The sequence below is a fragment of the Bacillus sp. FJAT-27251 genome (assembly GCF_001273925.1).
Classification (GTDB): domain Bacteria; phylum Bacillota; class Bacilli; order Bacillales; family Cytobacillaceae; genus Mesobacillus_B.
Genome location: NZ_LIGG01000001.1, coordinates 4323590 through 4345187, shown reverse-complemented (window position 1 = coordinate 4345187; position 21598 = coordinate 4323590). Strand labels below are relative to the sequence as shown.

Below are 21598 nucleotides of genomic sequence, written 5' to 3'. Positions count from 1 at the left end.
ATCCTTTTTATAGTTTCTCATCCTATTATATATCGAAAGTCAATAAAAGAATCAACTCTGAGGACGCGGGCAAATACAACCATTAAATTATGAACGCTGAATTCATATCCTTATGAACGATATGTGAAAGCTTTTCTTGTGCTCTATCTGTTCAGCAGTGGGAAAGATAAAATTAAATTTGAGGGAAAGGAAGATGAATAATCTATTGTGAAAACAATCACAAATGCTGGCTGGCGATTGGAGGAGAACGAATATGGATCATCACAAGATGGAAGACATGCTGAATAAAAAAATCAGGAGACGGACCTTTTTAAAATGGACTGGTGCCATCGGGGTTCCAGCTGTTATCGGCGGGATAGGCACAAAGAAATTCCTGCAGGAAAATGGTGGCCCCCTCACAGCATCGACACTTGAAGATACTCCTGAAACCATCATTTCAACGTGCAGCATTAATAATTGTGGCGGCCGCTGTGTCATTAGAGCACATGTCAAGGATGGGACGGTAGTCAGGATCAGCACGGATGAAAGTGGAGAAAATCCACTTACTCCGCAAATGCGGGCCTGTATAAGGGGGAGGGGATACAGGAAAATGCTATACCATCCCGACCGTTTAAAATATCCGATGAAGCGCGTCGGTAAAAGGGGAGAAGGAAAGTTTGAAAGAATCAGCTGGGAGGAGGCAATTGAAACGATAGCCAGCCAAATGAAGCGGATTGGTGATACATATGGTCCAGCTTCTAGGTATGTCAACTATGCTTCCGGCCAGTCGTGGGGGCTGTTCAGCGGTCGGAACATGGCCAGAAAGCTTCTGGCGATGACGGGCGGGTATTTGAATTACAGAAATGATTACAGTTCCGGCGCTGCAAATATTGCTACACCCTATACCTATGGAACCAATAATTCGGGCAGCAGTTTCGACTCCCTGCTGCATACAAGGTATATGATCCTTTGGGGTCAAAACCCTGCGGAAATGATCAATTCAACTCCCTATATGCATTTTTTGCGTGAAGCAAAAAAACGCGGGGCCAAAATCATTGTGATTGACCCAAGATACACGGACACTTCAGTAGGTTTTGCTGATGAGTGGATTCCGATTTTGCCGACGACGGATAACGCCATGATGGATGCTATGGCCTATGTGATTGTAACAGAAAACCTGTATGACAAGAAATTTGTGGAAAAGCATTGCCTTGGATTCAGTTCGGAACAAATGCCGGAAGGTGTACCAGGGAAGGAGTCTTTAAAAAGTTATCTCCTTGGAGAAAAGGACGGAGTGGCTAAAACCCCGGAGTGGGCCGAAAAGATTTGCGGAGTGCCCGCAGCCAAAATCAGGGAGGTAGCAAGGGATTATGCCACTGCCAAGCCTGCGGCCCTTATGCAGGGATGGGGTCCCCAGAGGCATGCATACGGCGAGCAGGTTATCCGCGGAGGAGCCCAGCTTGCATCTTTGACAGGCAATGTCGGCAAATTGGGCGGATGGGCAGCTGGAACAGGCTACTGGTCCCGTTCTGGCGTTGTCTATCCAATAACCTTCGAGAATCCGGTAAAAGCATCGATTCCATGCTTTCTATGGACCCAAGCTGTGGAGAGAGGCACGGAACTGACACCCGAAGACGGCCTGGAGGGAGTTGACAAACTGGACTCCAATATCAAAATGATTTTTAATATTGCAGGCAACATGCTTGTAAATCAGCACTCGGACATTAATAAAACAACTAAAATGCTGGAAGATGAAAATAAGGTCGAATTTATTGTAGTGAGCGATATTTTTATGACACCGAGTGCCAAATTTGCCGATATCCTTCTTCCCGGTACAACATTCTTTGAGCGCTGGGACATAGGAGTTCCCTGGTGTTATGGGGACTATGTTGTATTTGGCGGAAAAGTCATTGAGCCTCTATATGAATGCCGTAATGAGTATGATGTTTTTGCCGATATCGCCGCCCATTTCGGATTGAAAGAGGAATTTACCGGAGGAAAAACGATGCTTGACTGGGTTAAGGTATGCATTGAGCGGACGAGGGAGGAAATGGACCCTGATTTTCCGTCTTTTGAAGAGTTCAGCCAAAAGGGCATACACCATTTCTCCTTTGATGAACCCCTTGTGGGATTTAAGGAGCAGGTTGAAGGGAAAATCCCCTTCGAGACACCATCCGGAAAGATCGAATTATTTTCGAAGGCGCTTTGGGATATGAACAAACACGATGAAATTCCGGCACTTGGCAAGTATGTCCCTGCATGGGAGGGACCTGAAGACCCGCTGAAGGAAAAATATCCGCTCCAGCTGATTAGCTGGCATTATAAGCGGAGGTGCCACTCTACCCACGATAACAATCCCTGGCTTGAAGAAGCAGCCAAGCAGGAAATGTGGCTGAATCCCAAAGATGCAAAAGTACGGGGAATAAAAGACGGGGACAGGGCAAAGGTTTTTAATGACAGGGGAGAAATTTATATCGATGTGAAAGTGACAGCAAAAATCATGCCGGGTGTAGCAGGTATTCCTCAGGGGGCATGGTTTACTCCGGACCAGACAGGAATCGACCAGCGGGGTTCTGTCAATGTTCTTACTGCACAGCGGCCAACACCACTGGCAAAGGCCAATCCGCAGCTGACTAATTTGGTCGATGTAAAAAAAGCGTAGGAAAGGAGTGATTAAAGATGCCACAGATGGGTTTTTACATTAACCAAAGCCGCTGTGTAGGCTGCAAGGCTTGCTCAGTATCCTGCAAGGACAAGAACGATTTGGACACAGGAATGAATTTCCGGCGTGTCTACGAATTCGAGAATGGATCATTCACCTTAGATGGCAGCACTATAATTCAGGCTGTCACCGGCTATTACTTTTCAATTTCATGCAATCATTGCACGTCACCAGCGTGTCTGCCAAGCTGTCCGACCCAATCCATCATGAAGCGGGAGGAGGACGGAATTGTCATTGTCGACCAAGAGAAGTGCATAGGAACAAGGTTTTGCGTCCGCGCCTGTCCATACGGTGCACCTCAATTCAATAAAAAACTCCTAAAGATGGCGAAATGCGACAGTTGCCTGGACCTTAGGGTAAAAGGGGAGGCGCCGGTTTGCGTAACCACCTGTCCACAGCGGGCGATTGAGTTTGGGCCAATAGCGGAACTGCAAAAAAAATACGGGAAAATAAACGTGGTAAAGGGGATGCCGAATCCTGTTACGGAACCGAATATTGTGATCACTCCCCATCCCAATGCCATATAGAGAGTGTGAATTGCATAGAAAACACGAATAAATCAATGGAAAATAACCTTCAGATTGTCTGGTAATTTGAAGGTTTATTTTTTTTTGATGTGAGCTTAGGCTATGGTTTATTATTCTTTGGTGTGAAATATAAACGGCAAAATTCCGGCTAAATTGGGAAATACCCTTATTTCTCTAAAAATAAGGGAAGCTTTTCCGGTTATATTATCCAAATCATCGGATTTAGCCTTATTTGGAGCAGTTAATCGGAATATCTCCGTTTATATCAGCACCTTAAGCGTCCCTTTTATGCATTAGCAGGAAATTCTCCTCCTAAGAATTCTCATACATACACTATATCGATAATCGGAGGTCGGAAATGCAAATTTACGATAGGAAACGGAGCCAGTTGCGAATTGCATTTTCTTTTTCAGTAACATAGAGCATGAATACATGTGATTTCCCCAGAGGGTGTTTCCCGTTACATAAATAGTTCCTCTGAATCAAAGAATAACATTTGATTAGGGAGGGATGATCAATGAGTAAAAGTGGCTCGGCTAAAGACGCAAAACTGGAGTGGTGGCAGCTTTCGATGATTGGCATCGGCTGTATAATCGGCACAGGTTTTTTTCTTGGTTCTGCCCTCGCCATCACGATAACAGGGCCCTCAGCCATTATCGTGTTTGCACTTGCCGCTGCAGGAACATATTTTGTATTTGATGCCTTGGCAAAAATGTCGGCAAAGGACCCGCAGAAAGGCTCTTTTCGCTCTTACGCCAAAAAGGCCTATGGCCATTGGGCAGGATTTTCGAGCGGCTGGGTATATTGGAGTTCAGAGCTTCTGATCATGGGGAGTCAATTGACCGCTTTATCGCTATTTTCCCGGTTCTGGTTTCCGGACATTCCGCTTTGGGTTTTTGCCACCGGGTATGCGGTTTTGGGCCTTGCCGTGGTTTTGACCGGGACAAGGGGATTCGAGAAGATGGAAAATCTCTTTGCGATCATAAAGGTTGCAGCGATATTCATGTTCCTCATCATCGCAACTATGGCGGTTTTTGGAGTGTTTAATGGTGCAGGACATGAAGTCAATCTGGCAAAGACCTTCGATAATTTCCTCCCTGGCGGATACATGGGGGTGTGGACGGCACTCATATTTGCCTTTTATGCCTTTGGAGGAATTGAAATTATGGGGATAATGGCTCCCAGGCTGAAAAATAAGAAAGATTCTCCTAAAGCAGGAAAAGTGATGCTTCTTTTGCTGGTCTCCATTTATCTATTGGCTATCTCGCTGACAGTGATATTGGTTCCTTTTAATGATTTCAGTACAAAAGAAAGCCCATTCGTAACCACCTTGGATCATTACAAGCTGCCATTCGTCCCCCATTTATTCAATGGGGCAATGATTGTCGCAGGTTTCTCCACGATGTGTGCCTCGCTATTTGCAGTGACAAGCATGATCGTTACACTTGCCAAGGATGGAGATGCACCCGAGATATTGGCTAAAAAGGGCAAATTGAAGGTTCCCCACTTCGCCCTTGGTCTTACCATTCTGGGGCTGATCACCTCCATCATTTTGGCACTTGCCATGCCTGACCGTATCTATGAGTATTTGACTACCGCAGCAGGGTTAATGTTAATTTATAACTGGCTGTTCCTTCTCTTTTCCTATAAAAAGGTCATAAAATTGACCAGCCTTGACCAAATAAAGCGGTATGGAGGCATCATCCTGATTCTAGCAGCCGTAAGCGGGACCCTTTTTGAAAAAACAAGCAGGCCTGGCTTTTTTATATCCCTTTTATTTCTTGGGATAATTGGGCTTATTCTGTTCTTAAAAAATGCGGTGGATAAAAGGAAAAAGAATAAAGATAAGGAAGGAGAAATAAAGGTGCCTCGTCCGCGGTATCAATAATGTGCCATAGGTTTCGGTGCCAGAGCCTGTAAACGTGAAAAACAGCCGGCGTTTCCTGCTTAAGGAGGCGTGGGCTGTATGAGTTTGTGCAAAGGTCCCTTGGCAGGGATGGCTTCCGCCGGGCACTTCAGAAAAATAGTTTAAGCGCCTGTGCCCCAAAATAGATTGCGAATCCAATCAGTGATAGACCGGAAAGAATGGAAACGAATGCGAGGATCCGGGCAGTTAGCAGCAAACGAGCGCTGCTGGAGATGCCTGCCATTACAATATCCCAGGTCACCAGCCCCAGGATGATGGCCGAACTGTAGAGAATCAATTCCTCGGTACCGTATTCCGTTGCTGTCTTTGCCAGAACAGAACCGTAGATGCCCAGCCAGAATAAAATAGTCAGCGGATTTGAAATGGACATCAGGAAGCCTGAGAGAAAGGATTTGAATCCTGATTCCGATTGGCCTCGCGCTTCCAGCTCCACCTTGCCTGCGCCGGTAATGGTCTCAATGCCCGTATACATCAGCACAAAGAAGCCGAATAGCCAAAGGAAGCTTTGCATAAAAGGGGTTTCCAAAAAGTGTACCAAGCCCATGTAAACGGCAAGCATATACACGATATCAGCGGTCAGCGCCCCTAGGCCCAAAAGCCAGGAATGCAAGAAGCCGCTTTTTATCCCTTTATCCATTTGGGCAGCATTCACCGGACCTATTGGGGCGGCCAGTGATAAACCTAAAAATACGTAACTTAGAAAAACACTCAAGATGGCTACCTCCATACACTTCCTAAATTGATGCTTGTACAAATATATTCCGGGATGGCTTGCAGTATGAAGGAGCATCACAATTGGCAGCAAAAAGATAAATTTTTTCGAATCACGAGTATTTTATCTTAACTTGAGCATATTATTAGAGAGTTGGCCGAAAAGTTCAGGCCGTAATCGAAGCAGAAGCCTTTGGAAAATAATCCAAACTGTGTTATGATAGGAGAGGAGATTTAAATTTCGAGAAAATTCATTTATTATAAGAAGTTCGATGAAAGCTTTTTATAATAAATGAGTTTTTTTTATTATTTAATTAGCAGGAAACAAAACATGAAATGGAGCGTGAGGTAATGGCATTTGGAAGAAAACTTCCTGAAGAGATTGTCACTGCGGAAACAAAAATTTGGGTTTGTACTTCAGATGATTGTAACTGCTGGGTTCGTGACAATTTTAAAAGCAGTGCAGTTCCGGCATGCCCGATTTGTAATAGTGTAATGGAAGAAACGACAAAAGAACTGGAAGTGGTCAATAACCACAGCCTGAATATTACCGGCTAGCAAGACGAACAGCCGCCCGTTGCGGGCGGCTGTTTTCCGTATATGGATAGTTAGTGCAGTTAGTCGATTATTGAAAATATAAATAAAAGAAGCATTGGGATGATCCCAATGCCTCTTCTATATGCGGATGAAGGGACTTGAACCCCCACGGTATTGCTACCACTAGAACCTGAATCTAGCGCGTCTGCCGATTCCGCCACATCCGCGTTTAATATTTCCTGGCTACAAAAAGAATTATAGCACAGGTTTTTAAAAAAAACAGGGAAAACTGTCGATTTTTTTAAAGTTTTATTATTCTGAATTATTTATCAACACAAATAAATTTAGAACTTTATCAATAAAAACGTTTTCAAGTTCAGATTTATCTGAATTTTGCTTTGCATTATCCAAGATAAAGTGTTAAATTAGTAATATTATTCAAGAAGAGATATAGTGAAATATCTTAATCTTCTGCAATAGTTAAGGGGGAAGAATCATGGCTGAAATGCGCAGTAATATGATTAAGAAAGGTTTTGACCGTGCGCCGCACAGAAGCTTATTGCGTGCGGCCGGAGTAAAGGAGGGAGATTTCGACAAACCGTTTATCGCAGTCGTAAACTCCTATATTGATATAGTTCCTGGCCATATCCATTTGCAGGAGTTCGGTAAAATTGTCAAAGATGCCATCCGCGAAGCAGGCGGTGTTCCATTTGAAATGAATACAATAGGAGTCGATGACGGGATTGCCATGGGTCACATTGGGATGAGATACTCATTGCCAAGTCGTGAAATCATTGCCGATTCTGTTGAAACAGTAGTGGCAGCCCACTGGTTTGATGGCATGGTTTGCATTCCAAATTGCGACAAAATCACTCCTGGAATGCTGATGGCGTCACTTCGCTTGAATATTCCAACAATTTTTGTGAGCGGAGGTCCAATGAAAGCGGGTGTCACGAGTGATGGCCGGAAAATATCGCTATCATCCGTTTTTGAAGGAGTCGGAGCCTATCAATCTGGCAAATTGGATGACAAGGGGCTGCAAGAATTAGAACAGTTTGGATGTCCGACATGCGGTTCATGTTCCGGCATGTTCACGGCGAATTCGATGAACTGCCTGTCCGAAGCGCTGGGGCTTGCGCTGCCGGGCAATGGAACAATCCTGGCAGTTTCACCTGAACGCAGAGAATTTGTTAAAGAGTCTGCCAAACAACTGATGAACCTTGTGAAGCAGGATATCAGGCCAAGGGACATTGTGACGGAGAAGGCAATTGACAACGCCTTTGCCCTGGATATGGCACTAGGAGGATCTACAAATACAGTTCTTCATACGCTTGCATTGGCAAATGAAGCTGAAATTGAATATCCTCTCGAAAGAATCAATGAGGTCGCAGAGCGTGTTCCACATCTTTCAAAACTTGCTCCAGCGTCTGATTATCATATTGAGGATCTGCATGAAGCTGGCGGTGTTTCTGCAGCATTATATGAGCTGTCAAAGAAAGAGGGAGCGCTCCACCTGGATACATTGACGGTTACTGGAAAAACTCTTGGTGAAAATATTGCTGGATGTGAAGTGAAAAACCACGATGTGATCCGTCCAATTGACAATCCATATACAGAAAAGGGTGGGCTTGCAGTTCTTTTCGGCAATCTGGCTCCCGATGGTGCGATCATCAAGACAGGCGGGGKACAGGATGGAATTACAAAGCATGAAGGTCCGGCAATTGTGTTTGAATCACAGGAAGATGCACTGGAAGGCATCTCAAAGGGCAAGGTGAAAGCGGGACATGTTGTGGTAATCCGCTATGAAGGACCAAAAGGCGGTCCGGGAATGCCGGAAATGCTGGCACCGACCTCCCAAATTGTCGGAATGGGACTTGGCCCCAAGGTAGCGCTAGTCACCGATGGCCGCTTCTCCGGCGCTTCACGCGGATTGTCCATCGGGCATGCCTCACCAGAAGCAGCCGAGGGCGGACCGCTTGCATTTGTTGAAGATGGGGACCATATTGTCATTGATATCGAGAACCGCACAATGGATGTCCAAGTTCCTGAAGAAGAATGGGAAGTGCGCAAGGCGAACTGGAAAGGTTTCGAACCAAAGGTGAAAACAGGTTATCTGGCCCGTTATTCCAAGCTGGTTACCTCTGCCAGCACGGGCGGCATCATGAAGATTTAGACTGATGAAGTTAAAGACTCTGTTATGATTCATTGTTTATTACTCTTGTAGGAAAAGATTTCATAGGCGGAAAAATTCCGGTTAAAGTAATAGCGAGGGCTCGAGAAGCTGGTATAAGCGGATATATTCCGATTAACTTCTCTATACACCGCTAAATTTGGGAATAATATTCATTTAAACGGAAAAAGTCCCTTTATATTGCGGGAAATGTGGGTATTTCCCAATTTAAGCGGAATTCTTCCGTTAATGTGATTAATCTCAGTAAATCAACGCGCTTTTATCATCACAGAAGCATTCTGCTTTAAAACCGAACTGCTTATAAAGACCTGGGGCATTCCCCAGGTCTTTTTATCGTAAGCTTCAGCTTATTCCGTGCTCGGCGGAAGCATTCCGCTATTTTCCCTGAGGACGGCAGGGAGTGTATCATGGATATAAGGAGGAGCTGGCTTCAACACCGGTTTTTTGGCAAAAGGAACAGGATTCTCAACATAATTGAAAGTTCCGAGGCCATCCATGCTAGTCCCCTGTGCCCAACGGCCGGAAGCACTTTCATTCCCCCTGGAATAATTGAACAGGGTATATGCCACTTCGCGTTTTTCAAGCTCACGCGGGAAGGTGCTTGGAACGACGACATTTTCTTTTGCTTCCAGTTCCTTGATCGCAGCGATCCACTGGTTTTGATGCATCGTATCGCGGGCAATCAGCCATGACAGCATATCCTTGACTCCCCGGTCATTGGTTGCCTCATACAGCCTGACAGCCTGGAGGCGGCCTTGGGATTCTGCATTAAGGTTTGCGCGGAAATCGGCCAGCAGGTTTCCGCTCGCAGCGATGTAGTCTGCTGTCCACCGATTGCCGACAGAATCAGCGGGCATTGCACCAAGACCTGAGACAATGGCATGCTGTGGGTTCATCCCTCCGAGTATCGCACCTATGACAGGATCCTTTGCCGCATCCTCCAAATCGCCGGCTGGCGCCCCATCCAGGAGCCGGGCAATCATGGTTGCCAGCATTTCAATATGTGCAAGTTCCTCGGCCCCGGTATCCATTAGCAAATCCTTGTATTTTCCATCCCCCCGGACACTCCAACCTTGAAAAAGGTATTGCATAGCGACTGAAATTTCGCCAAATTGACCGCCTAGGATTTCTTGCAGCTGTTTGGCAAACAGCGGGTCAGGCCTTTCTGGTTTAGCGCGGTACTGCAGCTCTTTCACGTGGTAAAACATCTTTTCACCTCATTTAGTGATTCTCTCCCAACTGTTTCAACCTAGTATATTGTAGGCATTTGTTCCGGGTGCCTGTTCCAGTGGCTTAATTTGCTAATGAAAAGAGATGGCAAACGATAAATAAGAGCGGAAATCTCCCTGCACAGAATGGAGATTTCCGCTCTATTTTTCAGACAGAGCAGGAACAGAACTCTACCTTTAATATACGTCACGCTGGTAACGTTTTTCTTTTTGAAGGGAAAGAAGATATTCCTCCGCTTCTTTCTGGTTCATGTACCCTTCTTTCCCTATGATTTCGAGAAGTGTGTTATGCACATCTTTTGCCATATTCTGTTTATCTCCGCAAACATAAAAGGACGCTCCCTTTTCCAGCCAGTCAAACAACTCCTTGCTGTTGTCGAGCATTTTGTGCTGCACGTAGACTTTTTGGTCTGTATCCCGGGAGAAAGCGGCGTCCAATCTAGTAAGCACACCTTTTTTCCAATACTGCTCCAGCTCCATTTGATAAAGAAAATCAGTTGCGGAGTGCTGGTCCCCAAAGAACAGCCATGAATTCCCTTCCGAGCCTGATGCCGCTCTTTCCTGAATAAAAGAACGGAAAGGGGCAATCCCGGTGCCCGGGCCCACCATAATAATATCCGTATCCTTGGTCTGTGGCAGTTTAAAGTGATTATTAGGCTGGACAAATACAGGGAGCTTATCGCCAATTTCCAGGCGTTCCGCACATAGCACCGAACAGGTTCCCTTTCGTTCGCGCCCATGGGCCGTATAGCGGACTGCGCCAATCGTAAGGTGCACTTCATCAGGATGTGCTTTCAGGCTGCTGGCAATGGAATAAAGACGAGGCGGCATTTTTCGCAGCAGAGCAACCACATTTTGGGCAGAGGCATTCCAAGGCCCAAAATCGCGAAGCATATCAAGGAGGTCCCGCCCCTGGATATACTCCTTCAGCTGGGCCGCATTTTCGACGCTAACAAGTTTTTTCATTTGGGAATTCCCTGTTAAATCCGCTGCTGACTGCATTAGTTTTTTCGTGAGCAGGGTGATTTCGAAATAATTTGTAAGCGCCTTCCAAAGCGGCAATTTTTCACCGTTTTTATTGATGGTGATCTCCTCATCTCCATCCCATTTCATTGCGGCAAGGATGGCACTGGCCAGCTCGGGATCATTTGACGGTATGATGCCAAGGCAGTCGCCTGGTGCATAGCCGAGTCCGGACCCTTTTAACGATAGTACGAGATGCCTTGTTTCTTTCCGGGAGCCGTTTCCATTTAAATTGTAAGTCTGCAGGACTGATGCCATATAAGGATTGTTTCTGGAGAAGGGGGTTGGTGCCATAGGGCTGGTTTGCTGAGTGTTTTTTTCAACTGCAAATACCATCATATTCACCTCATTCTAGTATCTATAGAGAGGATACCATAGAGGCCATGACAAAGCTGTGTCATTTTTCACACCCTTCAGATAATGAGTGGAATTGAAATAAATTGATTGTTTTTGACGGAAAATGATTGAAATTTGTTAACGGTTACATTATAATGAGCTTACCAAACCATGAAGGGATGTTGAAAAAAATGCTTACACCTGAACGCCAGAGCATGATCCTTCAGTTGGTAAAAGAGAGGTCAGTAGTAAAAATCCAGGAACTGGTAGAGCTTACTGGTGCCTCGGAATCAACGGTCCGACGCGATCTTACCCAGCTGGAGCAGAGCAAATTCCTAAAAAGGGTACACGGTGGCGCAGCAAGGCTTCAAGGAAAGCTCCAGGAGCCCAGCATGATCGAAAAATCTTCCAAAAACCTTCATGAAAAGCAACGGATTGCCAGATATGCTGCAAGCCTTGTAGAAGAAGGAGATTCCATTTTCCTGGATGCCGGCTCGACTACTTATGAAATGATTCCTTTTTTGCCTGATAAGGATATTGTTGTCGTAACAAACGGTCTGCTTCATCTCCTGCCTTTGCTGGATCGGAATATTAACACTTATATCCTTGGCGGCTTCGCCAAGAAAAATACAAAAGCGATGATCGGCAGAGGGGCACTTGCAAGCCTCGATCAATATCGATTTGATAAATGTTTTTTAGGAGTTAATGGTATACACCATCAATTTGGCTTTACAACACCTGACCAGGAAGAAGCACTCATTAAACAAAAAGCGATGGATTTATCCAGGGAAGTATTTGTTTTGGCTGATGCGTCCAAATTTTCGGAAGTTGCCTTCGCGAAAATTGCCCATATTGATCAAGCTGCAATTATTACAGATGATTTGGATCAGGAAACAAACGAAAACTATTCGGCTCAAACTATGTTAAAGGTTGTGACATCATGATTTACACGCTTACGTTAAATCCATCGGTTGATTATATTGTTGGCTTGGAAGAAGTGAAGCTAGGGAGCCTGAACCGAACCAATGCTGAGGCTAAGTTTCCCGGCGGGAAAGGAATCAATGTTTCAAGAGTCCTTCTCTCCATGGGAGTAACTAGTGTTGCAACAGGATTCGTTGGCGGTTTCACCGGAGCGTATGTGAAAGAATACTTGAATCGTGAAGGGGTGAAAACCTCCTTCATCGAAGTGGAAGAAGATACAAGGATTAATATTAAGCTGAGGGCAAAGGAAGAAACAGAAATCAATGCCCAGGGACCAAACATCTGCGCTGTAAATCTTCAAGACCTCAAAAGGGAAATCAGCCAGCTTGGTTCAAGCGACATTCTTGTCTTGGCGGGAAGCATACCTGCAAGGATGCCAGAAAATATCTACGAAGAACTTGTCATGATCTGCAACGAAACAGGGGCAGAGTTTGTCGTGGACGCGGAAGGCAGCATCCTGAAAAAAATTATCGGCTATCAGCCATTCCTGATTAAACCAAACCATCATGAACTTGGGCAGTTTTTTGGAAGAGAGATTCATACATGTGAAGAAGCTGCCCATTACGGCAGAAAGCTCCAGGAGATGGGAGCAAAAAATGTCATCGTTTCGCTTGCGGACAAGGGCGCTGTTTTGATTACCGGACAGGCATCCTTTGCCGCCAATGTTCCAAAAGGGGAAATGAAGAGTTCTGTTGGAGCAGGCGATTCAATGGTGGCGGCCTTTTTAGGCAAATATACCAGCGGGACTTCCCTTGACGAGGCATTCCGCTACAGCGTTGCCGCCGGGAGTGCGACAGCCTTTTCCATCGGTCTCGGATCCAGGGAAACAGCAGAGGAATTGCTGCAGCAGATTCATGTCACCAGGGTAAATTAAGGAGGAGAAACTATGAGAATCACAGAATTGCTGACAAGGGACACCGTTCTTCTTTCGATGAAAGGAACAAGCAAGCTTGAAGCGATTGACAGCCTTGTTGGGGTTTTGCACAATGCCGGGAAAATAGATAATCGTGAAAATTTCAAGGCAGCCATCCTGAATAGAGAGCAACAAAGCACGACTGGAGTAGGAGATGGAATCGCCATTCCACATGCTAAAACTGCTTCTGTTAAGGAACCGGCCATCGTCTTTGGAAAATCCGACGCAGGTGTCAATTATGAATCCCTGGATGGGCAGCCTGCTCATTTATTCTTTATGATTGCTGCCCCCGAAGGTGCCAACAATACCCATCTTGAAGCACTGGCCCGTTTGTCGGGAATGCTCATGCGTGCCGAGGTTCGGGAAAAGCTGATGAATGCGGCCTCAGAAGATGAAGTGATCGATATTATCAACAGCTATGACCAGGAAGAGGAAGAGGAAGAGGAGAAGGACGTCTCCACCCAAAAGGACTTTATAGTCGCAGTGACTGCCTGCCCGACAGGCATCGCCCATACCTATATGGCAGCGGATGCTTTAAAGGCAAAAGCCGCTGAACTTGGAGTAGATATAAAAGTAGAAACCAATGGCTCCGGAGGGGCGAAAAACGTCCTTACGGCAGATGATATCGAACGGGCAGCGGCTGTCATTGTGGCTGCGGATACCAAGGTCGAAATGGGCCGGTTTGCAGGCAAGCCAGTCATTGAAACGGCAGTCGCCAGCGGAATCAGAAAGCCTGAAGAGCTTATTCGGAAGGCGGTTCGAAAAGAAGCGCCAGTCTATAAAGGCAGCAATGAAAGTCCAGCTAAGGAAGAAGGGAAGAAGTCGGCAGGTGCAACGATTTACAAACACCTGATGAACGGCGTTTCCAATATGCTTCCGTTTGTTGTCGGCGGTGGKATACTCATAGCGATTTCCTTCATGTTTGGCTATAATGCCGCTGATCCAAGCGATCCGTCTTATCACCCAATTGCCAAAGCGCTCATGGATATTGGCGGCGGCGCCGGAGCCTTTGGATTGCTGGTGCCTGTGCTGGCCGGTTTTATTGCGATGAGCATAGCTGACAGGCCTGGATTTGCCCCTGGTATGGTAGGCGGATTACTGGCAGCTGCCGGCGGGGCAGGATTTCTTGGCGGACTGGTTGCCGGATTCCTCGCAGGGTATCTCGTTGTTGGGTTAAAGAAAGTGTTTGCTTCTCTTCCTTCTTCCCTCGAAGGAATTAAAACGATTTTGCTATACCCGCTCTTTGGGATCGCATTAACCGGGTTTTTAATGCTTTACCTCGTCAACGAGCCTGTAGGCGCTTTAAATGAGGGTATTTCCAGCTGGCTGTCGGGTCTGGGCACGGGCAACGCTGTCTTGCTTGGAGTCGTCCTCGGGTTAATGATGGCATTTGACATGGGCGGTCCAGTCAACAAGGCTGCCTATGTGTTTGGAACCGGCCTTTTGGCAAATGGCGTGTATGAACCAATGGCGGCAATCATGGCAGCTGGAATGGTTCCACCGCTTGGAATTGCGATTGCAACGACTCTGTTTAAAAATAAATTTAGCAAGCAGGATCGGGACGCAGGCAAGGCTAACTATATCATGGGATTATCCTTCATTACAGAAGGGGCGATTCCATTTGCGGCTGCAGACCCGCTTCGTGTGATTCCTTCTGCAATGGCAGGTGCTGCAGTTGCCGGGGGCCTGACAATGATGTTCGATATCAGCCTTCGCGCACCTCATGGCGGCCTGTTTGTGGCCCCTCTGGTAGAAGGCGGATGGCTATTGTACCTGGCAGCGATTTTTGCAGGGTCAATCGTAACGGCTGTCTTGCTTGGAATTTTAAAGAAGTCTGTTAAATAGCACAAAAGGGCAGACAAATAGTCTGCCTTTTTGCATGCTGCTTACGAATGGACATACATATTTTCCCTGAATCGCTGATATCCTTTTATGAATGTAAAGGAGGAGATTCTAATGGTAAACGACTTCAGGGAGGCCGCAATTTTTGAACATAAATTCTGGCTGCAGGTGCTTGGCGATCATGGCCGTTTTCTAAAGGATGCGCTGTCACCGGCAGAAAAAGAGGAAATTGCAAAGGCAGAGTATTTCATCTCCGTCTTTGACCAGCTGCTTGGAGATGTGGGCCATTCAGACCTGTTAATGCTAACCAGAAGAGTGGATGAAGAAGCAAGAAAGATTAGGGCTTTTAAGCTGGAACTGATCGCTAAGATGCTGACAGGAAGGGTGACCATCCAGTTTACCCCCAGCTTTGTCAATCATATGGTCAATGAAGTGGAAGAATATATTCGCGTACTACAGTATCTTAAACGCTCGGAGATTCCGCCAATATTCCATGAATTGCACCATCATTTACTTTGGCTGCAGGATGCCGTCGGTCATGCTGGCAGCATTTCTGATAATCTTGATTTGACAGAAAAAAGGCTTAAAGAAAAAAGTGACCAATACACAAAACATTTCATGGATTTTTACCTTAAAGCAGTTGAAATGGCGGGCTTCCTGCGGACCAACCTTTCTTCATTTCCTGCGTTGGAGCGGATGAATCATAATGTTACTCTTGAGATGCGCCTGTTTATGGGTTTCCTTGAGGAATTGGAAGAGATGGAACTGAATAACCAAGTGCTGAGTGCCATCTCGCCGTTGATGGCAGACCATATGTACAGGGAAGAATGCTATTATCTGACAAAAGTGGCCGAATCGACGGGTTTGGAGGATCCGGATTGCGACCCTGGAAAACCTAGGACCCAGCAAAGTTAAAGCGGGGAGCACCCGCTTTTTTTTATGTTTTGAGCCAAACCGTTTTATGTAAAACAGGTGTCCTTTTTTGAAGGCGCACCTGTTCATGCTCCTTTTTTCTTTGGCCTGATGGCAAATAAAGTCGCAAGGGCAGCTGCAATGCTTAGTCCTGTCAATAAATAAAACATCATCTGTTCAGAGTTCTTCATCATGATGGCGATAACAGGGGGGCCAGCCGCTACTCCGATAAACCGCATTGAACTGTATATGGAGCTGATTGTTCCGCGTTCTTCTTTTTCAATGCTGGCTGTGATCAAAGAATCAAGTGGCGGCAAGGAGGCTCCGATACCAATTGCCCCTACAAGGAAAATCGCGATCAGGAACCATAAATCTTTTGAAAAACCCAGGACGGCTGTCGAGATTCCAAGAAGCAAGGCTCCCACAAAAGCAATCCATTTCATGAGTACCTGATTCTCCTTAATCAGCTTCCCTGTGATAAAAGAGGACAGGCAAAGTGCTCCAAGAGGCAGGGCGAGAAAAAGTCCTTTCTTTACATCTGTAATTCCATACTTTGATTCTAGAATATCAGAAAGATAAAACAAGACGCCAAATAAAACAAACATGAGGATAATCCCGATAAAAAAAATCGCATACAGCCAGCGCCCATTTTCACTGAAGATTAGCCTTATCTTCTTGATGAAGTCCCGAAATGGCAAGGCTTTGCTTTTCTTCTTGGGCGCTTTTACAAGAAGCAGCATTAACAATATGGAAATTCCACAAAAAACTGGAATTGAAAAGAAAGGCAGGAACCAAATGATTCCCGCAAGGTAGGAACCGAGAATCGGGCTTAATACCTTGCCCAGGGTATTGGATGTCTCAATTACTCCCAGTGCACTGCTTACTTCCTCTTCATTCTTAAACATATCCCCCACGAGTGGTAGGACGATAGGGAAGGAACCTGCTGCTCCGACTCCCTGCAATGCCCGGCCTATCAGTAGGACCCAATAACCGTTATCTATTTGCCAGGATGCCCAACCTGCGAGCAATCCGCCAATGGCTGCGATAAACAGGCTTGGGATGATGACCTTTTTTCGGCCAATCCTGTCAGACAAATATCCGGCAATTGGAATGAGGAAAATGGCTACCACCGAATAAACGGTTATGATCAAGCTGGATTGAAAAGAAGAAATGCCCATTTGCCGTTCCATTACTGGCAAAACGGGAATCAGCATGCTATTCCCCAATGTCATCACCAAAGGAATGGAGGAAATGGATAAGACTGCCCATCTTTTTCCGCTGGTACCCGACTTTTTCCGGGAGGTTTTTTTCCCGGAATGGCTGAACAATTTTTCCGCATAGTTCATTTCAATACCCGCCTTATTTCATACTGTTAATAGCTTTTACTAAAAGTAAGGATATAGCATTTCTTTTTTATGGTAAAATTCTCGATAAGACAAAGAAGCAATTAGGGAGGAATACATATGGAAGCCGTGATTGTTCAACTGAACGTCGGGATGCCAAAAGAACAGAACTGGAGGGAGAGACGGGATATATCAGCCATTGGCAAAATACCCATTGAAGAAGCAATGCTTTGGAAAGATGGGTTTGCAGGCGACGGAATAGCCGATACAAAACACCATGGCGGACCGGATAGGGCAGTCTGCCTATATCCATTTGACCATTACAGCAGATGGGAAAAGGAATACGGAACGAAGCTTAATTTGCCCGCATTCGGGGAAAATATCACCGTGGCGGGCATTACGGAAAGGGATCTGTATATTGGCGATGTGTTCCAGCTTGGAGATGCTGTGGTTGAAATCACCCAGGGGCGTGTCCCGTGTTCGACTATTTCCAGGCATAACAGAATTGACACTCTGTTGAACAGGGTGTTTGAAACCTGCTTGACCGGCTGTTTCTTTAGAGTGCTTGAAGAGGGAATCGTCAGAAAAACTTCTGTCTTAAAACTTGTCAGCCGGGTGCAACAAGATTATTCGGTTTACAGGGCCAATCAGCTGATGCTGCACGGGCAGGAAAATAGAGCAGCCATCGCCGAACTTGTACAGCTTGATGCACTGGCGGATGAATGGAAGCGGCAATTTAGCAAAAGGCTGCAGGGGAATAGAAAACTTAGGTAATTTTTAATAATTTGAAAATTAATCATTGACATTTAACTGGGATGTTGTTTATGATTATAAACAACAATAGCGTTGGCGTTGATGAAGAGGAGTAGCTGAAACGGAAATGTCAGAGAGCTGGTGGGTGGTGCGAACCAGTATGGACGTTACAGTGAATGGACTTCTGAGCCCCGGACCGAACCCCTTTGGGAAAGTAGGCTCCGGCGAATGGGGCCTCATCGTTACAAGAGGCAGGCATTAAAGCATGTGCTTTGATGCTCAAAGCGGGCCGGTTTCGGCCAATCAAGGTGGCACCACGGGTTTCTCGTCCTTATTTACAGGCGGGAAACCCTTTTTGTTTTGTTCGAAAACTTCATATTTGCAAATTGTTGCGCAAGAAGAGTACATAAGCTAATTTCGTCACAGAGAGCCGGGTTGCTGGGAACCGGTACGAAATGGTTTATCGAATGGGCTTGCAAGAGGCTTTCTGAAACATAGTAGGAAAGCACGGGTTCCGCCGTTAAAAGGATAGAATATTGAACAGTATTCGAAAAGGGGAAACGGCCTGCGCCGTTTCAATTGAGGTGGCACCGCGGTCATACGTAATCGTCCTCTATATGCACTTTTTGTGCGTATAGGGGACTTTTTTATTTTATCTGGATTGGAAAGGGGATTCTTTATGGTCATTCAAGATCAGGGGATAAACGTGAAGGTGGAGGAAATCGAGGGTGATACTCTTACCCCGATAGCCATCTACCAGAAGATATCGGGAAAGCAGAAGTTCCTGCTTGAAAGCTCTCTCAAACATGAGGACGCAGGACGTTTTTCCTTCATCGGGGCCGAGCCTGTATATGAAATCAAGGGGTTCAGGGGGAAGGCTTCTGTAAAGGGCCCCTCGGGGGAACTGATCAGGGAAGGCCCAGTCATAGACATCGTAAAAGATTACCTGCCAGTTGCAGAGTCTATTGCCGATATCCCGTTTATTGGAGGGGCAGTCGGCTATATCGGCTACGATGTAATCCGTGATTATGAAGAGGTTGGGCCCGAACCGGCCGATCCGCTCCAAATGCCTGAGGCGCACTTACTTGTTTTCAATGAAGTGATTGCTTTTGACCATTTGAAACAGAAGGTCTTTATTATCGGGTTTGAACTGCCGGGTTCGACTAGTGAGCAGGTTTCGCAGCGCCTGGAAAAGCGGAAACAGGAGCTTAGGGGTGGAAGCACCAGCCAGGAAGAGGATTTCAAATTATCACACTTCCAATCCAATGTAAGCAGGGAAGAATTCGAAGAACTGGTTTTAAAAGCAAAGAAATACATTGAAGAAGGCGACATCTTTCAAGTAGTGCTTTCGAGAAGGCTCGAGGCAGAGGTCTCCGGTAATCCGTTCAGCTTTTACAGGAAATTAAGAGTGAAAAACCCCTCCCCTTATATGTATTACCTGGACTATGGTGACTACTCCATTGCAGGAGCTTCGCCGGAAAGCCTGGTTAAAGCGAGGGGAAACAGCATCCTGACAAATCCAATAGCTGGTACCCGGCCAAGAGGAAAAACCCCGGAAGAGGATGTCCTGCTCGAGAAAGAGCTCGCTGCCGATGAAAAAGAGCTTGCCGAACACAGGATGCTTGTGGATTTGGGGCGGAATGACCTGGGACGCATTTGCAAGGTCGGCACTGTGAAATTGGAAAAATATATGAAGGTCGAGCGATACCAGCATGTCATGCATCTGGTTTCGGAAGTAAGCGGAAAGCTGGCCGAAGGGTGTTCTGCAGCAGAAGGGCTGGCCTCCTGCCTGCCGGCTGGAACGGTTTCAGGAGCCCCAAAAATCAGGGCGATGCAAATCATCAACGAGCTTGAGAAGACAAAAAGAGGGGTTTATTCGGGAGCCATCGGCTACCTTTCTGCCTGCGGGAACATGGATTTTGCCCTAGCGATACGAACGATGGTCATCAAGGACAATAAAGCCTATATCCAGGCTGGAGCGGGTATCGTCCATGACTCGGATCCCGCAAAGGAATTTGAAGAGACTGCCCATAAGTTAAGGGCATTAATGGAGGCTGCAAATGATCCTGCTTATCGATAATTATGATTCATTTACCTTTAATCTCTATCAGTATCTTGGAGAGCTGGGAAGCCTTCCTGTGGTTGTGAGAAATGATGCTCTCACTGTCGACGATGTGCTTAATATGATGCCAGAGGCAATTATTATTTCACCTGGTCCAGGCAGGCCGGAACATGCAGGTATATGTGTGGATATCATCAGAGCTTTGGCGCCAAGCATTCCAATCCTGGGCATCTGCCTCGGACACCAGGCGATCGGGTATGCGTTTGGAGGCAAAATCACCAAGGCTGAGAGAGTCATGCACGGCAAAATTTCAGGATTGAACCATTCAGGAACATCCATTTTTGCAGGGATGCCCCGAAAGATGGATGTCATGCGCTACCATTCATTGGTTATCGAAAAAAATACAGTTCCGGAACAGTTCGACGTCCTTGCCACTTCTGCCGAAGATGGCGAAATCATGGCTATCAAGCACAAAGAGTTTCCTCTCTATGGGCTGCAGTTCCATCCCGAGTCCATTGCAAGCAGGGAAGGAAAACAGCTGCTGAATAACTTCTTAATACAGATGCGGAAGGAGAATGAAAAACATGAAGTCCTATCTTGAAAAACTAACGGCAAGAAAATCCCTGACACAGCCTGAAATGGAAGAAGCGGTGAGCAAAATCTTCTCGGATGAAATTTCCGACAGCGAGATTGCTGCTTTTATGATCGGCCTTAAAACCAAAGGAGAAACGGTTGAAGAAGTAGCTGGCATCGTCGAAGCATTCAGAAGCAATTCCAGGGCGTTTGGCAGGAAGTTCACTGGAGTCCTTGATAATTGCGGCACGGGCGGTGATGGGTCACAAAGCTTCAACATCAGCACAACATCGGCATTTGTCATTGCCGGGGCGGGGGTTACAGTGGCCAAACATGGAAACAGAAGCATATCGAGCAAAACGGGAAGTGCGGATGTTTTGGAGGAACTGGGAGTCCCGCTGGATTTATCCCCGGAGAAAACGGAAGACATTCTTGAAGAAAACGGTATTGCCTTTTTGTTTGCGCCTTATGTCCATCCAAAAATCAAGCGGATTATGAAGGTTAGAAAAGACCTTCGGATTCCAACCGTTTTCAACCTTATTGGGCCATTGACCAATCCGATTGATTTGGACTACCAGCTTCTCGGCATAAACCGGGCCGATAGGCTTGAGCTCTTTGCCAAGGTGCTGAAGAAACTGGGCCGCAAGCGGGCTGTGGTCCTGAATGGGGCGGGCTCGATGGATGAGGCGTCACTCGCAGGAGATAACCAGCTGGTTATCTTAAAGGATGGCGAAATTGTCCGTGAAATCGTCCATCCGGAAGAAGTTGGGCTTTCACAGTATGAAAACAGTGAAATCATCGGCGGGGATGCAAAGCAGAATGCGGCCATCCTGCTTGATGTACTTAAAGGCAAAAAAGGGGCTTACAGAGACACTGTGCTGCTTAATGCGGGCATCGGAATCTTTGCTGCCGGCCGGGCAGATACCATCCAGCACGGGATATTCCAGGCAGCCGAAAGCATCGATTCAGGAAGTGCCCTGGATAAGCTGGAAACATTGATCAAAAAAAGCAAAAATGCGGAGAGGGCGGTCATATAA

General features: G+C 46.2%; 17 protein-coding genes, 1 tRNA gene and 2 other annotated features. Of the genes, 13 read left to right on the top strand and 5 right to left on the bottom strand.

Annotated elements, in window-relative coordinates:
- Nucleotides 1-253: 253 nt before the first annotated feature.
- The 3 genes from ADU22_RS20425 (at nt 254) to ADU22_RS20415 (ending at nt 5116) form a co-directional block, all read left to right on the top strand.
- Nucleotides 254-2641 carry a DMSO/selenate family reductase complex A subunit gene (locus ADU22_RS20425; RefSeq protein ID WP_197280093.1) on the top strand — a complete coding sequence of 796 codons (2388 nt, stop codon included), beginning with the start codon at nt 254-256 and terminating at the stop codon, nt 2639-2641.
- 17 nt (nt 2642-2658) lie between these two features.
- Nucleotides 2659-3228, top strand: a complete 570-nt coding sequence (locus ADU22_RS20420) for a DMSO/selenate family reductase complex B subunit (RefSeq protein WP_053363817.1) — start codon at nt 2659-2661, stop codon at nt 3226-3228.
- A gap of 517 nt (nt 3229-3745) precedes the next feature.
- Entirely contained in the window at nt 3746-5116 is a 1371-nt protein-coding gene (locus tag ADU22_RS20415; RefSeq protein ID WP_053363816.1) for an amino acid permease, read from the top strand.
- A 127-nt stretch (nt 5117-5243) separates the two neighbouring features.
- On the opposite strand, the gene ADU22_RS20410 is transcribed toward ADU22_RS20415, so the two are convergent.
- Nucleotides 5244-5867 (bottom strand): LysE family transporter, encoded by a 624-nt coding sequence (locus ADU22_RS20410; protein WP_053363815.1) that lies wholly within the window; start codon nt 5865-5867, stop codon nt 5244-5246.
- A gap of 350 nt (nt 5868-6217) precedes the next feature.
- On the opposite strand from ADU22_RS20410, the gene ADU22_RS20405 reads away from it, so the two are divergent.
- Entirely contained in the window at nt 6218-6424 is a 207-nt protein-coding gene (locus tag ADU22_RS20405; protein WP_046524627.1) for a cold-shock protein, read from the top strand.
- A 122-nt stretch (nt 6425-6546) separates the two neighbouring features.
- Here ADU22_RS20405 and ADU22_RS20400 read toward each other — a convergent pair.
- Nucleotides 6547-6630: transfer RNA gene (locus tag ADU22_RS20400), tRNA-Leu, on the bottom strand.
- Between the two features lie 269 nt (nt 6631-6899).
- Between ADU22_RS20400 and ilvD the strand changes: the two genes are divergently transcribed.
- Nucleotides 6900-8576: a dihydroxy-acid dehydratase gene (gene ilvD / locus ADU22_RS20395; protein WP_053363814.1), complete on the top strand. Its 1677-nt coding sequence runs from the start codon at nt 6900-6902 to the stop codon at nt 8574-8576.
- Between the two features lie 365 nt (nt 8577-8941).
- On the opposite strand, the gene ADU22_RS20390 is transcribed toward ilvD, so the two are convergent.
- Together ADU22_RS20390 and ADU22_RS20385 are read right to left on the bottom strand one after the other, a co-directional pair.
- A complete protein-coding gene (locus ADU22_RS20390) occupies nt 8942-9802 on the bottom strand; it encodes a manganese catalase (protein WP_053363813.1) in 861 nt (286 codons plus the stop codon).
- A gap of 198 nt (nt 9803-10000) precedes the next feature.
- A complete protein-coding gene (locus ADU22_RS20385; protein ID WP_082252955.1) occupies nt 10001-11185 on the bottom strand; it encodes a sulfite reductase subunit alpha in 1185 nt (394 codons plus the stop codon).
- A 188-nt stretch (nt 11186-11373) separates the two neighbouring features.
- Here ADU22_RS20385 and ADU22_RS20380 point away from each other — a divergent pair, with 188 nt between their 5' ends.
- The 4 genes from ADU22_RS20380 (at nt 11374) to ADU22_RS20365 (ending at nt 15833) form a co-directional block, all read left to right on the top strand.
- Nucleotides 11374-12126, top strand: coding sequence for a DeoR/GlpR family DNA-binding transcription regulator (locus tag ADU22_RS20380; RefSeq protein ID WP_053363811.1), 753 nt, complete (start codon nt 11374-11376; stop codon nt 12124-12126).
- A complete protein-coding gene (gene pfkB / locus ADU22_RS20375) occupies nt 12123-13037 on the top strand; it encodes a 1-phosphofructokinase (protein ID WP_053363810.1) in 915 nt (304 codons plus the stop codon). The genes ADU22_RS20380 and pfkB overlap by 4 nt, the downstream gene beginning before the upstream one ends.
- Nucleotides 13038-13049: 12 nt before the next feature.
- On the top strand, nt 13050-14921 hold the full coding sequence (locus ADU22_RS20370; protein ID WP_053363809.1) for a PTS fructose transporter subunit IIABC: 1872 nt from the start codon (nt 13050-13052) through the stop codon (nt 14919-14921).
- A gap of 111 nt (nt 14922-15032) precedes the next feature.
- Complete coding sequence (locus ADU22_RS20365) at nt 15033-15833, top strand: DUF2935 domain-containing protein (RefSeq protein WP_053363808.1); 801 nt, start codon at nt 15033-15035, stop codon at nt 15831-15833.
- Between the two features lie 83 nt (nt 15834-15916).
- Here the strand turns inward: ADU22_RS20365 and ADU22_RS20360 are convergent, their stop codons facing one another.
- The gene (locus ADU22_RS20360; protein WP_053363807.1) at nt 15917-17176 is read right to left on the bottom strand and encodes an MFS transporter; all 1260 of its coding nucleotides are present in this window, start codon (nt 17174-17176) and stop codon (nt 15917-15919) included.
- A 117-nt stretch (nt 17177-17293) separates the two neighbouring features.
- Between ADU22_RS20360 and ADU22_RS20355 the strand changes: the two genes are divergently transcribed.
- The 4 genes from ADU22_RS20355 to trpD all read left to right on the top strand — a co-directional run bounded on the left by ADU22_RS20355 (nt 17294) and on the right by trpD (nt 21598).
- On the top strand, nt 17294-17947 hold the full coding sequence (locus ADU22_RS20355; RefSeq protein ID WP_053363806.1) for an MOSC domain-containing protein: 654 nt from the start codon (nt 17294-17296) through the stop codon (nt 17945-17947).
- A 69-nt stretch (nt 17948-18016) separates the two neighbouring features.
- Nucleotides 18017-18262 (top strand) — a binding site (T-box leader).
- Nucleotides 18263-18306: 44 nt separating this feature from the next.
- Nucleotides 18307-18543 (top strand) — a binding site (T-box leader).
- A 62-nt stretch (nt 18544-18605) separates the two neighbouring features.
- Nucleotides 18606-20006, top strand: coding sequence for an anthranilate synthase component I (gene trpE / locus ADU22_RS20350; RefSeq protein WP_053363805.1), 1401 nt, complete (start codon nt 18606-18608; stop codon nt 20004-20006).
- Complete coding sequence (locus ADU22_RS20345) at nt 19987-20589, top strand: anthranilate synthase component II (RefSeq protein ID WP_053363804.1); 603 nt, start codon at nt 19987-19989, stop codon at nt 20587-20589. The genes trpE and ADU22_RS20345 overlap by 20 nt, the downstream gene beginning before the upstream one ends.
- Nucleotides 20573-21598: an anthranilate phosphoribosyltransferase gene (gene trpD / locus ADU22_RS20340; protein ID WP_053363803.1), complete on the top strand. Its 1026-nt coding sequence runs from the start codon at nt 20573-20575 to the stop codon at nt 21596-21598. The genes ADU22_RS20345 and trpD overlap by 17 nt, the downstream gene beginning before the upstream one ends.